The organism is Acetobacter sp. A11-2 (genome assembly GCF_040208445.1).
GTDB lineage: Bacteria > Pseudomonadota > Alphaproteobacteria > Acetobacterales > Acetobacteraceae > Acetobacter > Acetobacter oryzoeni.
In genome coordinates this window covers 265,653-280,666 of record NZ_CP157843.1, presented here as the reverse complement: position 1 = coordinate 280,666, position 15,014 = coordinate 265,653, and the positions used below count along the sequence as shown (strand labels likewise).

General features: G+C 55.4%; 8 protein-coding genes and 1 tRNA gene. 5 read left to right on the top strand and 4 right to left on the bottom strand.

Translation table 11 applies throughout. From position 1 onward, the window contains the following. Window positions 1–46: 46 nt before the first annotated feature. The 3 genes from gltB to ABNV41_RS01380 form a co-directional block, all read right to left on the bottom strand. Window positions 47–4,603, bottom strand: coding sequence for a glutamate synthase large subunit (gltB, locus tag ABNV41_RS01390; protein WP_050818364.1), 4,557 nt, complete (start codon window positions 4,601–4,603; stop codon window positions 47–49). After that, complete coding sequence (locus ABNV41_RS01385) at window positions 4,603–6,051, bottom strand: NAD(P)-dependent oxidoreductase (RefSeq protein ID WP_050818365.1); 1,449 nt, start codon at window positions 6,049–6,051, stop codon at window positions 4,603–4,605. The genes gltB and ABNV41_RS01385 overlap by 1 nt, the downstream gene beginning before the upstream one ends. Before the next feature lie 194 nt (window positions 6,052–6,245). Beyond that, complete coding sequence (locus ABNV41_RS01380) at window positions 6,246–7,199, bottom strand: complex I NDUFA9 subunit family protein (RefSeq protein ID WP_050818366.1); 954 nt, start codon at window positions 7,197–7,199, stop codon at window positions 6,246–6,248. A gap of 181 nt (window positions 7,200–7,380) precedes the next feature. On the opposite strand from ABNV41_RS01380, the gene ABNV41_RS01375 reads away from it, so the two are divergent. After that, window positions 7,381–7,467: transfer RNA gene (locus ABNV41_RS01375), tRNA-Leu, on the top strand. 140 nt (window positions 7,468–7,607) lie between these two features. Beyond that, window positions 7,608–8,546 (top strand): DMT family transporter, encoded by a 939-nt coding sequence (locus tag ABNV41_RS01370; RefSeq protein WP_349934871.1) that lies wholly within the window; start codon window positions 7,608–7,610, stop codon window positions 8,544–8,546. Here ABNV41_RS01370 and ABNV41_RS01365 read toward each other — a convergent pair. Continuing rightward, window positions 8,510–9,409 carry an N-acetylmuramoyl-L-alanine amidase gene (locus tag ABNV41_RS01365; RefSeq protein WP_050818368.1) on the bottom strand — a complete coding sequence of 300 codons (900 nt, stop codon included), beginning with the start codon at window positions 9,407–9,409 and terminating at the stop codon, window positions 8,510–8,512. The two genes, ABNV41_RS01370 and ABNV41_RS01365, sit on opposite strands and share 37 nt — an antisense overlap. A 334-nt stretch (window positions 9,410–9,743) precedes the next feature. Between ABNV41_RS01365 and ABNV41_RS01360 the strand changes: the two genes are divergently transcribed. From ABNV41_RS01360 to hisD, 3 genes are all read left to right on the top strand, one after another. Beyond that, window positions 9,744–12,737: a ribonuclease E/G gene (locus ABNV41_RS01360; protein ID WP_050818369.1), complete on the top strand. Its 2,994-nt coding sequence runs from the start codon at window positions 9,744–9,746 to the stop codon at window positions 12,735–12,737. A 174-nt stretch (window positions 12,738–12,911) separates the two neighbouring features. Then, the gene (gene hisG / locus ABNV41_RS01355) at window positions 12,912–13,643 is read left to right on the top strand and encodes an ATP phosphoribosyltransferase (protein WP_003623223.1); all 732 of its coding nucleotides are present in this window, start codon (window positions 12,912–12,914) and stop codon (window positions 13,641–13,643) included. Between the two features lie 14 nt (window positions 13,644–13,657). After that, window positions 13,658–14,971 (top strand): histidinol dehydrogenase, encoded by a 1,314-nt coding sequence (gene hisD, locus ABNV41_RS01350; protein ID WP_050818370.1) that lies wholly within the window; start codon window positions 13,658–13,660, stop codon window positions 14,969–14,971. The last annotated feature ends 43 nt before the right edge of the window (window positions 14,972–15,014 follow it).

The window sequence follows — 15,014 nt, the reverse complement described above, 5'->3', positions numbered from 1 at the left end:
CCCCTCCGCCCATCTGCGTATGTCAGCTTACATTCAGCCTTATGGTTCAGGCTGTTTTTTCCAACTGCTGTTCCGGCACTGTAAAGCCGATAATACGGGCGTAATCCTTGGGAACAACGTGCCAGAAGTGCGGCAGAACCTCATCCCATTTATGCAGCAACATGCTGGCATAAGCAGAACCTGTTTCTTCCACATGCCGCTCAACAAGCCCACGCAGCATCTGCTCCCATTTGGGTTCAGTGACGCGCACCCACAGCAAGGATTCGGGGTTTACCCGGCTGTCGAACACATTGTCCTTATCCAGCACAAAGGCCATGCCGCCGGTAAAGCCTGCGCCAAAGTTATCACCGACATCATCCAACACCACCACGGTGCCGCCAGTCATGTATTCACACCCGTTGGAACCACAGCCTTCTACAACTGCGGTTGCGCCAGAGTTACGCACGGCAAAGCGTTCACCCGCCTGCCCTGCGGCATACAGTTCACCCGCAGTGGCCCCATACAGAACCGTGTTGCCGATAATGGCGTTCTTGTTGGACACCAACGTGGAGGACGGAGATGGACGCACCGTAATGGTTGCGCCAGAAAGCCCCTTACCCACGTAATCGTTGGCATCACCCAGCACTTCCAGCTTGAGCCCCTGCACGGCAAACGCCCCCAGAGACTGACCGGCAGACCCACGCAGACGCACTGTAAGATGCCCCGGCGCCAGTGTTTTCATGCCAAACTGACGCACGATCAGAGAGGAAATGCGCGTGCCAATGGCACGCTGGGTGTTCTGCACATTGTAGTGCAGCTGCATTTTCTCACCGTGGTCGAACAGCGGCTTGGCATCGCCAATCATCTGCGCATCCAGCGTATCCGGCACTTCGTTCCGGCCATCCAGCGTGCAGTAGCGGGCAAACGGCCCCGGATCTGCCTGAGACAGCAGGGAGTTCAGATCCAGATCATCCAGATAATCATCCCCGCGGGAAACCTGCCGCAGCAGATCCGTACGGCCGATGATTTCATCCAGAGAGCGGAAACCCAGCGAAGCCAGAATATTCCGCACGTCCTCTGCAATGAAGGAGAACAGGTTGATAACCTTTTCGGGCGTGCCTTCAAACTTGGCGCGCATTTTGGGGTCCTGCGAACACACGCCTACCGGGCAGGTATTGGAATGGCACTGGCGCACCATAATGCAGCCCATGGCCACAAGACTGGCTGTGCCAATACCAAATTCCTCGGCCCCAAGCATGGCGGCTATCACCACATCACGCCCGGTTTTGATGCCACCATCGGCCCGCAAACGCACACGATGGCGCAGGCGGTTCAGCATAAGCACCTGATGCGTTTCTGCCAGCCCAAGCTCCCACGGCAGGCCCGCATATTTAATGGAGCTGAGCGGGCTTGCGCCCGTGCCACCACAATGGCCGGAAATAAGAATGGCATCAGCTTTTGCCTTGGCCACACCAGCTGCAATGGTGCCAATGCCGGAACGTGCCACCAGTTTAACGGTAACCGTTGCTTCCGGGTTAATCTGCTTCAGATCGTAAATCAGCTGCGCCAGATCTTCGATCGAATAGATGTCATGATGCGGCGGCGGGGAAATCAGCGTCACACCCGGGGTTGCATGGCGCAACTTGGCAATCAGCTCCGTAACCTTAAAGCCCGGAAGCTGCCCACCTTCACCCGGTTTGGCACCCTGTGCCACCTTGATTTCCAGCTCACGGCAATCGTTCAGATACTGTGCCGTAACACCAAACCGGCCAGATGCCACCTGCTTGATGGCGGAGGATGCGTTATCCCCATTCGGGCGTGGCTTGGCGCGTGCCGGATCTTCCCCACCCTCACCAGAATCGGACTTTGCGCCGATGCGGTTCATGGCGATGGAAAGCGTTTCATGCGCTTCCGGGCTGAGCGCGCCCAAGGAAATTGCCGGGGAAATCAGGCGTTTACGCAGCTGCGTAATGCTTTCCACTTCTTCAACCGGAATAGGCGTGCGCCCATCGCGGAAGTCCAGCAGATCACGCAGGGCTACAGGTGGCTGAGCATGCACGGCATCTGCATAGCGCTGGTAGATGGTGAAGCTGCCTGTGGCCACTGCTGTTTGCAGCATATGGATAAGGCCGCCATCAAAGGCGTGCTGCTCCCCACTCCGGCGCAGCTTGTAAAGACCGCCGACAGGCAAGGTGAGCGTATTTGTTGCAGCCCATGCGTGTTCGTGCAGTTGCAGCACATTGCGTGCAATACCGGAAAGCCCAATACCGGAAATACGTGAAGGCATACCCGGGAAGAATTCTGCCGTAAGCGCGCGGGAAAGGCCCACAGCCTCAAAATTACAGCCGCCACGGTAAGATGCCACGATGGAAATACCCATCTTGGACATAATCTTGAGCAGGCCTTTATCCACCGCCTTACGGTAGCGTTCCATGCACTCACGCAGGCTCATCTGCCCAAACAGGCCACGGCGATGCCGGTCTGCAATACTTTCCTGCGCCAGATAGGGGTTAACCGTGGTGGCACCTACGCCAATTGTCACCGCAATGGCGTGCACGTCCAGCGCCGTAGCTGTGCGCACGTTCAAAGAGGTGAATGTACGCAAGGATGTGCGCACCAGATGCGTATGCACAGCACCTGTTGCCAAAATCATGGGGATAGATGCACGCTCGGCAGACTGATCTTCATCCGTCAGAAACACGTGGGTGCACCCACCACGCACGCCTTCTTCTGCTTCACGGCGAATACGGGCAATGGCTTCGCGCAGCCCTGCTTCCCCATCTTTAGCAGGGAATGTGCAGTCAATCACGCAACCAGACGTACCCGTAAAGTTACGCAGCCCTTCATACTCACCAGATGTCAGCACCGGGCTGGGCAACTGGAGCATGTCACACTGTTCGGGAGACTGATCCAGAATATTACCCAGATTGCCCAGCCGCGTTGTCAGGCTCATCACGCGGGATTCACGCAGGGAATCGATGGGCGGGTTGGTAACCTGGCTGAACATCTGCCGGAAGTAGTGCGCCAACCCACGATACCGCGGAGAAAGCACGGCCAGTGGCGTATCATCCCCCATGGAGCCAATGGCTTCACTGGCGGTAGATACCATCGGGTGCAGAATGGCTTCCAGTTCTTCCAGCGTGCTGCCCACAGCCAACTGGCGGCGGCGCAGTTCTTCGCCTTCATAATAAACTGGCTCCGTCACATCCGAACGGACGATATGGCCAATTTTCTGGGTACGTTTGATCCAGCTGGAAAAATCCTGCCGTGCAGCCAGCAGATCAAGCAGTTCGGTATTACCATACAGCTTGGCTTCCTGAAGATCGACGCCGATCATCTCACCCGGCCCAAGGCGGCCACGGCTGACAATGGCGTTTTCAGGCACACGCACCATGCCGGTTTCAGAACCAACAATCAGCAGGTTATCAGTTGTGACCGTATAGCGCAGCGGGCGCAGGCCAGAGCGATCCAACCCAGCCACAACCCAGCGGCCATCTGTGGCGCACAGTGCTGCAGGGCCATCCCACGGTTCCATGACTGCGTTGCAATACGTGAACATGTCACGGTGTGCGGGCTTCATGGAGGAATTGCCGCCCACACTTGCCGGGATCATCAGCGCCTTGGCAAACGGAGCATCACGCCCTGCAAAAGTCAGCAGTTCGTAAACGTTATCCAGCGTTGCGGTATCGGACCCACCAGCCTGCACCAGCGGCTTGATATCCGCCATCCACGGATCAAGATCTGGGTGAGAAAGCCGTGTTTCATGGCTTTTCATCCAGTTGATGTTGCCAGAAATGGTGTTGATTTCACCATTATGCGCAAGGCGGCGGAATGGCTGCGCCAGCTTCCATGTGGGGAAGGTGTTGGTGGAATAACGCTGGTGATAGATAGCAAAGCGGCTGACAAAGCGTTCATCCAGCAGATCTGGATAAAACTCTGTCAGATGCTCGGCAAGGAACATGCCTTTATAGATAACGGAGCGGCATGACAGCGAGCAGATATACAGATCAACCTGCGCGGCAATGGCAGCTTTTTCTATCCGGCGGCGGATCACATACAGATCACGCTCAAACTCTTCTTCCCCTTTGTTGGGAAGATTGCGGATAAGGATCTGCTCAATTTCCGGGCGCGTTGCGTTGGCTTTTTCTCCAATGCAGGACGTATCAATCGGCACCTGCCGCCAACCGTAAATGCCGTATCCAAACGCCAAAATCTGGGTTTCGATAATCTGGCGGCACTGTTCCTGCGCAGCCAGATCGGTTTTGGGCAGAAACACCTGCCCGACCGCAATCCGGCTTTCATCCGGCCGATCACCTGTGCTGGTAATGGCATCTGCAAAGAATTCCTGCGGAATTTCTACATGAATACCCGCGCCATCGCCTGTCTTGCCATCGGCATCCACAGCACCGCGGTGCCAAATCGCTTTCAGCGCGGCAATACCAGCTTCAACCACCTCACGCCGGCGCTTGCCGTCCAGTGCGGCCACAAGGCCCACACCGCAGGAATCGCGCTCATCAGCGGGATCATACAGTCCATCCAGCGCGGCCACGTTGGCATCCCACGCTTGCAGAAATTCCTCGCCACTTTCAGCGGAAACGGTGTTGGGAAACTGTTCCATATCCATTAGCCCTGCTCCGCCTTGGCGGTAGCCGTTACATTTTCCTGAATCCATGCGTGCATGCTAGCGGCGGCATCGCGTCCATCACGGATAGCCCACACAACCAGACTGGCCCCACGCACAATATCCCCTGCGGCAAACACGCCCGGCAGAGATGTCATGAAATCTTTCTGACCAACCTTGAGCGTCCCCCAACGGGATACGGCCAGATCCTTCTGCCCCCACAGTTGCGGCAGAGGTTCCGGGTCAAACCCAAGAGCCTTGATAACCAGATCGGCATCCAGCGTGAAAGAAGAGCCTTCCAGCGGCTCAACTGACTGACGGCCCGTAGCATCTGGCAGGCCCAGCTTCATCCGCACGGCACGCACGCCAGAAACATGGCCATCACCCAAAAAGGCTTCTGGGGCTGCCAACCATTCAAACTGCACGCCTTCTTCTTCCGCATTTTTTACTTCACGGGCAGAACCGGGCATGTTGGCTTTATCACGCCGATACAGGCATTTCACGGATTTTGCACCTTGGCGAATAGCCGTGCGCACGCAGTCCATGGCGGTATCACCACCGCCCAGAACCACCACGTTTTTGCCCGCTGCATCCAATGCCTGTGCTTCTGGCGGCAAGGTATCGCCCAAGGAGCGCCGGTTAGACGCCGTAAGGTAGTCCAGCGCCTTTTCAATACCTGCCAGCCCAACACCGGGGCCACCGATTTCGCGCGATTTATAAACACCGGTTGCAATCAGAACAGCATCATGGCGGCTACGCAAATCTGCAAAAGACAGTTCGCCTTCACCATCCCCAATGCCTTGGCCAAGATGAAAAACCACGCCGCCTTCTTCCAGCAACTGATGGCGACGCGCCACAATGTGTTTTTCCAGCTTAAAGCCGGGAATACCGTAAACCAGCAGACCGCCTACCCGGTCATACCGATCATACACATGCACTTTATAACCCTGCGCACGCAGCTGATCTGCCGCTGCCAAACCAGCCGGGCCAGCACCAATAATGGCAACAGACTGGCTACGCTCCAGCACCGGATTAACGGGTTTAACCCAGCCTTTTTCAAACGCAGTATCGGTAATGTAGCGTTCTACCGCACCAATGGTCACGCTTTCGAAACCCGGTTCGATAACGCAGTTGCCCTCACACAGCCGATCCTGCGGGCAAATACGACCACAGATTTCTGGGAACGTATTAGTAGCGGAGGAAACGCCATAGGCCTCTTCCAACCGCCCCTGTGCTGTCAGCATCAGCCAATCAGGAATATTGTTGCCAAGCGGACAATGAACCGAACAGAATGGCACGCCGCACTGTGAACACCGGCTGGCCTGCTGGGCTGCTTCTGGTGTTGCGAAGTCTTCATAAATTTCATCAAAATCTGTCCGCCGCGCCGTAGCCGCGCGCTTGTCTGGCTGCTTTTGCGGCACAGAGACAAATTGAAGCATCTTGGTCGTCATGTGGCATCCCCGGAGAAAGGGCGCGCCAGACAGACTCCGCCCCTAAACTTTGCTGGGGCTAACGTGCTTGTTCTGTGTAAATATAAAAAGACAGCAATGCTTACCTTTTTATATTTTTCATCATGATGAAACCTAAATTCGTCTAATCGGTCAGATAAAAAGGTAACTTTCCGGACCTTTTTATCTTCAACCCATTATACAGGAACGGATATGTCTTTTTGGGCTTCACCGCCCCTAAACCGTGCCAAGTAAGACGGTACAATAGCCCCAACACTTTGCGGCACTATATTCAACGCCTCAAAACCGGATTGGCCCGCCGGCACAACGTTATCAGACGCCAACATCCGTAGCTGATCCTGCGTGAGAAAATGCCCCGGCAGCCGCTCCAAAACCATAGCCTGCAATTTTGCCAGCGTTGCCGGCACAATAAAAATGGGCTTATGCCGCCGCGTTACACGCAACACAAAACGGGCAATATCCAGCATGGTCATTTCCTGCGGGCCACCCAACAAAAACTCCTTTCCCGCGAAGGCTGAAGACTGTGCTGCCATGAATATTGCCTGCGCCACATCCCCCACATACACGGGCTGTAAGCGCGCATGTGCACCGTAAACCGGTAAACACGGCAAATACCGCGCAAGGCCCGCAAACATATTAAAGAAATGATCTTCCGGCCCAAAAATAACCGAAGGCCGTATAATCACCGCATCCGGCCGATATTGGCGCACCGCCTTTTCGCCCGCAGCGCGACTTTTACCGTAATCTGAAAGAGCTGTTTCCGAAGCACCAAGTGCGGACATTTGCACAAACACCGGCACATTTGCTTCTGCAGCTATACGGGCCACCCGCCCTGCACCTTCCACATTAACAGCTTGGAGCGTTTGCTGCTTTACGGAAGTTAAAACAGCCACAAGGTTGATCACCACATCCGCACCCTGCACGGCACAGGCCACAGAAGCATCATCCACAACAGATGCATAAAAAGGTGCAATCTGCCCTACACGCCCCAACGCACGCAAACGTGCCGTTAAATCTGGCCGGCGGCTGGCCACGCGCACCTCATACCCAGCGCGTGCCAGATTTTGCACTACATAACGCCCTACAAACCCGCCACCACCCAATACGGTTGCAATTTTACGCGCACCCATAAGTCACCCTCGTTTTCTAGGTTTACCAAGCATTTTGTGCACTGTGTGCCATTCCCTCCGCCCACGCCAGAGAGACAAATGACACAAATCTGTCAGAAAAATCATTTTCCCTGTTGACGCCCCCATCACAGCGGGGTAAACGGCTCATCACCAGCCGGGAACACTCCTGGTTGCCATTTGAGCCCAGATGGCGGAATTGGTAGACGCGCAGGTTTCAGGTACCTGTGGCCGCAAGGTCGTGGAAGTTCGAGTCTTCTTCTGGGCACCAAATATCATATATAACTTATATGATATTTTCTTCTCCCTAAATGGTAAATATAAAGAATTGGGTATTCAATTCAGCCTTCGGGCTGTTTATGACACCTCTTTATTCTTTTCACTTACGCGCCTTTAGGCAGAGCAAAACACATGAAACTTAGCCCGCTCACCAAGGGCCTGCTGCTGTCTTTATTGGGGTTTGCAGCTTTTTCCATAAGCGATGCTTTCTCCAAACTGCTGACCGGCAGGCTTAACCCATTTGAGGTTGCTTTTTCTGGTGGGGTTTTTGGGCTGCTACTGGTTCCGTTTGTTAAAACACGCGGGCAATCGTGGCTGAATATTCTACCCATTCAAAAACCGGGCATGTGGTGGATTCGGGCTGCGACTACCTTTGTTGCCACAGCCGCCAGCGTAGAATCCTTCATGCTTCTGTCCATGCCAGAAGCGCTCTCGCTGATGTTCCTTATGCCCTTTATCGCCACCATTCTTTCTGTGGTGGCTCTTAAGGAAAAAGTGTCCCCTTGGGGCTGGGTTGCTGTGGCAATCGGGTTTGCCGGTGTTCTCATCGTGTTGCGCCCCGGTGTGCGGCCACTTCATTTTGGGCATGCCTGCGCATTAGCCGCCGCTATTGCCAGTGCTGTAAATGTTATTGCTTACCGGGTAGCTGGTACAGGCACGACAAAACTGGGCGTTCTTGGCTCCAGCTTAGCCGGACCGCTACTGGGAGATGGCCTTCTGGCCCTTCCCAATTTTACATGGCCCGAAACGGTTGCAGATTGGGGAAATCTGTTTGGCTATGGGTTTCTGGCCGCCCTCGGTCAGTTACTTATTATGTTGGCGGCTACCCTTACCCCTGCCAGCCGCGTTGCGTTGCCTCAATATACCCAAATGGTTTGGGCGGTGCTGTTTAGTTACACACTGTTCCATGAACCGTTGGATAAATGGACAATTATTGGCGTAACAGTTGTTACACTATCTGGCATGCTAGATTGGTTCCGCAAACATCTGCTGATCCTTAAGCAACGCCGTCTTGCCCGCAAGCAAGCGCGCCTTCAGCCTGCCAACCCTACGCCAGCTGATGCAAAATAACGATTAACGGCATCTCGCATGGCCCCGGCCACCATGGCCCGGTGGCCAGCCTGACGCAACGCGGCCTCATCCATCCGGTTTGACATAAAGCCCATTTCAACCAGAACAGAGGGGATTTGGGCAGATTTCAACACCGCAAAAGCAGCATGCCGATGTGGATGCGGCAGCAGCAACACCCGAGAATTGAAAGCCGACACAACAGCCTGCGCCATGTGGGCTGACCCTTTGCGGGTCTCCTCTGTTACCAGGCTAGCAAGAATCTGCTGCACCTCTGGCGATGCACTGTGCACCATTGGCCCACCATATCGGTCTGCACTGTTTTCAGTCTTGGCCAAATCTGCTGTCTGACTGTCTGATGCTCCGTGCGAATGGGTGTAAACACTTGCACCGCGCACCTGTGGGCTGTGCAAGGCATCGGCATGCATGGAAATAAACAGTGAAGCTCCGTGCTGCTGCGCCAATTCTACCCGGCCATCCAGCGGCACAAAATGGTCTCCGGCACGTGTCATGGCCACGCGGTAACGGCCTGTTGCCAATAATTGCCGCTTCAATTCCTGCGCGGCAGCTTCTGCTACATGCTTTTCATATGTGCCGGTATACCCAATGGCACCTGGGTCTTTACCGCCATGCCCGGGGTCTAACATTACAAGCGGAGCAGCAGGCCGTGCCTTGCCAATAATGGCCGGAGCGGCCAGCTTATGCCCTGTTGCCTGCTTACTTGCAGCCCAAACATCTGCCGGCACACTGGCAGCAACAAGTCCGCCACCACCCAAATACAGCAGGCCGGAACGGCGCGTTACGCCCTTCTGCACCGCTGCAGAAGTAACAGTTTTGCCGTCCATCTTGTCTGCCTGAAAAGCCATTAAAGTGCTCCTGTTCACTTTATGCCAAAGTGTGCACTGAAAATGACAGAAAAAAGGTGTATCGGCACCCTAAAACAGTGTTTGTTACGAATGGCTTGCGATTTATAGTTATTTGAGCCATGTTCACACAGCGTGGCAACAAGGGTAGAAATGCCCGTCATGCGCTTTTTCCGCTCCGTCCATGCCGTGAACGGGGGCCGCCGGTTACATAAATACCGCGCCCGCACGCATAAAGATCAGGGGCAGAAAACACTGACTGAAGGATACATGACCATCGCCCGCCCCTCCCCTTTGCTGAAAACAGCCAGACCGCAGGCCGTACCATGCCTGATGGATGCTGATACAGGGGCAGCTGTGGAAACTTTGTACGCCTTCCAATTTTTATCGCACGCCTGTTTATATCCGCCGGAAGAGCCCCTGCTCCGTCGTGCCATGCCATTTACGCGGCAGCACCACACAGGCTGGCCACCGGCGCACCGGAGTTTTTCTTTTTATGTCAAAGCGTATGCTGATCGACGCAACACACGCGGAAGAAACGCGCGTTGTTGTGATGGACGGAAATCGGCTTGAAGATTACGATGTTGAATCTGCTGCCAAAAAGCAGCTTAAAGGGAACATCTACCTTGCCCGCGTTGTTCGCGTAGAGCCAAGCCTGCAGGCCGCCTTTGTAGAATATGGCGGCAACCGCCACGGCTTTCTGGCTTTTAGCGAAATCCATCCTGATTACTATCAGATCCCGGTTTCTGACCGCGAAAAGCTTCTCGCTCTGCAAGCTGAAGAAGAAGCTCTGCTGGAAAACGGCGCTGATGAAGATGATGCCCCAGAAAGCGCAGAAACACAGGCATCTGACGCTGAACAGGACACTTCTGAATCTGACTCCTCTGCTCAGAATGAGGAAGACGAAGGTTCAGAACAGGGCCAGCGCTCTGCCAATAAGCAGGATGCACCTGATTATGTAGGCGGCGAAACAGATACGGGTGAAGAAGCCCTTATTCAGAAACGCATTGCCCGATTCCTGCGCAACTATCGCATTCAGGAAGTTATCCGCCGCCGGCAGGTGCTGCTGGTGCAGGTGGTTAAGGAAGAACGCGGCAACAAGGGCGCAGCCCTGACCACCTATGTTTCTCTGGCTGGGCGCTATTGCGTGCTTATGCCTAATGCCCTGCGTGGTGGTGGTGTTTCACGCAAGATTACATCTGTGGCAGACCGCCGCCGCCTGCGGGATATTGTTTCTGACCTGAACCTGCCCCGCGGCATGGCCATGATTGTGCGCACGGCAGGTGCCCAGCGGCCCGGCACCGAAATTACGCGAGATTGCGAATACCTGCTCCATCTGTGGGATGATATCCGCGAGCATACGCTTCAATCTGTTGCACCTGCGCTGATTTACGAAGAAGCGAGCTTGGTAAAACGCGCCATCCGCGATGTTTACACCCGCGAAATCAGCGAAATTGTGGTGGATGGAGAAAACGGCTGGAAGGCCGCGCGGGACTTCATGCGCATGCTAATGCCTCAGCATGCAGAAAAAGTCCGACTGTGGAACAAGGAAAACCAGCCCCTGTTCACGCACTACCACGTGGAAGGGCATCTGGATGCCATGTTCTCCCCCGTGGTGTCTCTGCGCTCTGGCGGTTATCTGGTTATCAACCAGACAGAAGCCCTGGTTGCCATTGACGTAAACTCCGGCAAAGCCACCAGCCAGCGGAATATTGAAGAAACAGCCTTCCGTACCAATCAGGAAGCAGCTGATGAAGTGGCCCGCCAACTGCGCCTGCGTGATCTGGCTGGGCTGATTGTGATCGACTTCATTGATATGGAGTCCCGCCGTCACAACTCCATGATCGAACGCCGCCTGAAAGATGCCCTGCGGCATGATCGGGCCCGTATTCAGATTGGCTCCATCTCCCACTTCGGGTTGCTGGAAATGTCGCGCCAACGGCTGCGGCCATCTGTGGCAGAAGCCGCCTTCATGCCCTGCCCGCACTGTAATGGCACAGGCATGATGCGCAGCATCGAAAGCTCCGCCCTGCATGTTCTGCGCGCAGTGGAAGAAGAAGGTGCGCGCCGCCGTTCTTCCGCCATTACCGTGCATGTTGCTGCGGATATTGCTTTCTATATCCTGAACAACAAGCGAGACTGGCTGACCCAGATTGAGCAGCGCCACCAGATGGAAGTGCTGTTTGCCGCAGACAACACGCTGCCTGCTCCAGAAGTTCGGATCGAACGTCGCCAGCATGCCCGTCCGCCACGGATTCAGCCCCCATTGCCACCAGTTGAAAACATTGTGGCAGACGAGGTTGTTGCAGCCACGCCAGAACTTCCGGCGGCAGAACCTTCTGCCATTCAGGAAGCTGTCGATAATTCGGATGAGCCACGTCGTCGCCGTCGCCGTCGTCGCCGTCGGCGGAGTGATCAGGATACCAATCAGACATCTGCGACACAGACGCAGTCTGATGCCGTCACACCGGAAGCAGATGAAGCTGCGCCAATTGCAGCCTCTGAAGATGCAGCAGAACCTGTTGCAGAAGCAGATGCAGAAACCAATCTGGTGCCGGGCCGGCGTAGAACCCGCCGCTCCCGCGTGCGCAAACCGACTGAAACGCGTACAGAAATCCACGTAGATATCGAAGAAGGTCCGGCACCACGGCCCACTATGCCAGCATGGGAAGGCCCAATACCGGCCAATCCATTTGGCGGTGCGCCAGATATTTTCGAGCTGCTGGAAAATACTGCACGCCAACAGGCTGCCGAAGTTACACCTGAACCAAAAGCGGCAAACGTGCAGGAAGAAACTGCAAGCACTCCTGCTGAACCAGCAAAAACAGAAGAGGTTACGCCTCAGCCTGTTGCGACCGCAGCGGAAGAGCCTGAAAAAACGGAAGAAGCGCCTAAACCACGCCGCCGCCGTACACGTAAGAAGGTAGAACCCGCAGCAGAAGAAACTGCCGAACAGGCTGAAGCTCCTGTAGCAGCACCGGCAGATGAGACTGCCTCAGCTGAAGCAGAGCCGCCCAAAAAGCCTGTGCGCCGCCGCACAACCCGCCGCAAAACGGCGGTAAAGGATGAGACTGCGGAAACAGCAGAACCTTCCACAGCAGAAACTGCCGAGGAAAAGCCGAAGAAAACAACACGTCGGCGTACTGCTCGCAAAAAGGCAGAACCTGCACCTGCTACGGAAGCTGCCAGCGAAAGCGAAGCTGTAGCTGCCCCTAAAGCAGCCGTAACTGAGGCTTCTGATAAACAAACGGAAGAAGCTATTGTTCAGCCTATCGTGATCGAAGATAGCCCGCCGGCAACGCGCAGGCGTACCGGCTGGTGGAAGAAGTAAATCACACCATGCCTCTACCAGATCTAAAGGGTTTTCCCTTTAGATCTGGCGGGTAGCCATATCTGCCAGAAGCAAACAGATGGCAGATGTGGCCACTACATATTTTTCTTCTGCTGCACCTTGTGGTAGGAGTGCAGGCCTAATTTGACACGCCTTGCCTCCGCCGGAGTTTTCATGAACCATCCCCGCCCTGCCCATCAGACCGAAACATCTTTCGGCACGGAAGATAACGGGCGCATTGTTCTGGCTCTACCTAAAGGCCGTATCCTCAAAGCCGTGTCCCCCCTTATGTCTGGCACAGGCATGGCCCCTGCCCCGGAATGTTTGGGCGGAGATAGCCGCAAACTGCGCTTTCCCACGCAGGACCCACAGGTTGATGTGGTGCGCGTGCGCTCGTTTGATGTGGCAACCTTTGTAGCCAGCGGTGGTGCTCAGGTTGGCGTTTGCGGCGCTGATGTGCTGATGGAATTCGATTACCCCGAAATTTATGCCCCGCTTGATCTGGGTATTGGCGCATGCCGCATTTCTGTCGCGCAGCCTGCCCACCTTCCGCATGATCCGCAGGAATGGAAGCGATGGTCTGAAGTGCGCGTGGCCACCAAATACCCGGCTATCACGCGGCGCTTTTTTGCAGCACGGGGCATTAACGCCACCATCGTGCATTTGCACGGCGCTATGGAACTGGCCCCCATGCTTGGGCTTTCTCGTCTGATTGTGGATCTGGTAGACACGGGCTCTACCCTAAAAGCCAACGGCTTGAAGGAAGTGGAAACCATCGCGCAGGTTACCAGCCGCGTAATTGTTAACCGCACGGCCCTTAAAACCCGCCCGGAACAGATTGACCGCATTCTCTCCCGCTTTCGCACGGCGCTTGCTGCATCCTCGCCCGTTGCGGAAAATGTGTAAGGCAGACGCATTCCATGAAACGGCTTGATACGCGCGAACCGAATTTTGAAACCGAATTTACCGCCCTTCTTTCAAACCGTGAGGAACAAGGGCAGGAAGTTCATAAACCGGTTGCGGATATTCTGGCTGCCGTGCGCAAAGAGGGCGATACTGCACTTTGCGCCTTTACGGAACGCTTTGATCGCCTGCCCCTTACGGCTCAACAGCTTGCCTTTACAGCAGAAGAAATTGAGCAAGCACGTGCAAAAGTAAGCCCGGAGTTGCTGGAAGCTCTGGATGTTGCAGCACAACGTATCGAGTCCTTCCATAAAAACCAGCTGCCTTCTGATATCCGTTACACAGATGATGTTGGTATGACATTGGGCATGCGCTGGATTCCGCTGGATGCTGTAGGCCTGTATGTGCCCGGTGGTAAAGCCGCATATCCCTCTTCCGTGCTGATGAACGCCATTCCCGCCAAAGTTGCTGGGGTAAAGCGTTTGGCCATGTGCGTGCCCACGCCTGATGGAGTTATTAACCCACTGGTGCTGGCCGCCGCGCATCGCGCCGGTGTTACAGAAATCTACCGTGTTGGTGGTGCGCAAGCAGTGGGCGCCATGGCTTACGGCACGCAAACCATTCGCCCGGTTGACCGGATTGTTGGCCCGGGCAACGCATATGTGGCCGAAGCCAAGCGTCAGGTTTTTGGCTACGTGGGCATAGACAGCATTGCTGGCCCATCTGATGTGGTGGTGATTGCCGATTCGAATACAAATCCACGCCTCATTGCTCTGGACCTACTGGCACAGGCTGAGCATGACGAATGCGCGCAGGCCACGCTCATCACCCCCGATGCGGCGTTTGCAGACACTGTGATTGCGGCTGTGGAAGCTGAACTGCGCGTGCTCTCCCGCGCTGCTATTGCCGGTGCAAGCTGGGCCCGTAACGGAGCGGTGCTGATCTGCCGTGATATGAAAGAAGCGGTGGAACTGGCAAACCGCCTTGCCCCCGAACATCTTGAACTGATGGTAGATGACCCGGAAAGCCTGTTTGCCCATGTGCGCCATGCCGGGGCGGCTTTTCTGGGCCGTTTCTGCCCAGAAGCAGTTGGGGATTACGTAGGCGGCCCCAACCATGTGCTGCCGACTTCACGCACCGCGCGTTTTGCTTCTGGCCTGTCTGTTTTTGACTTCCTGAAGCGTACAACGTTCCTTTCCGGTGGGCCTGATGCTCTCCGCCAGATTGGACCTGCTGCTGTAGCATTGGCTCAGGCCGAAGGCCTGGAAGCCCATGCACTTAGCGTTTCCGCCAGACTGGATGCACTGGCAGCCTCAACACCTAATGCTTGACCATAGGCTGCCGGTCACCCATATCTGCTCACCAAGATTGACC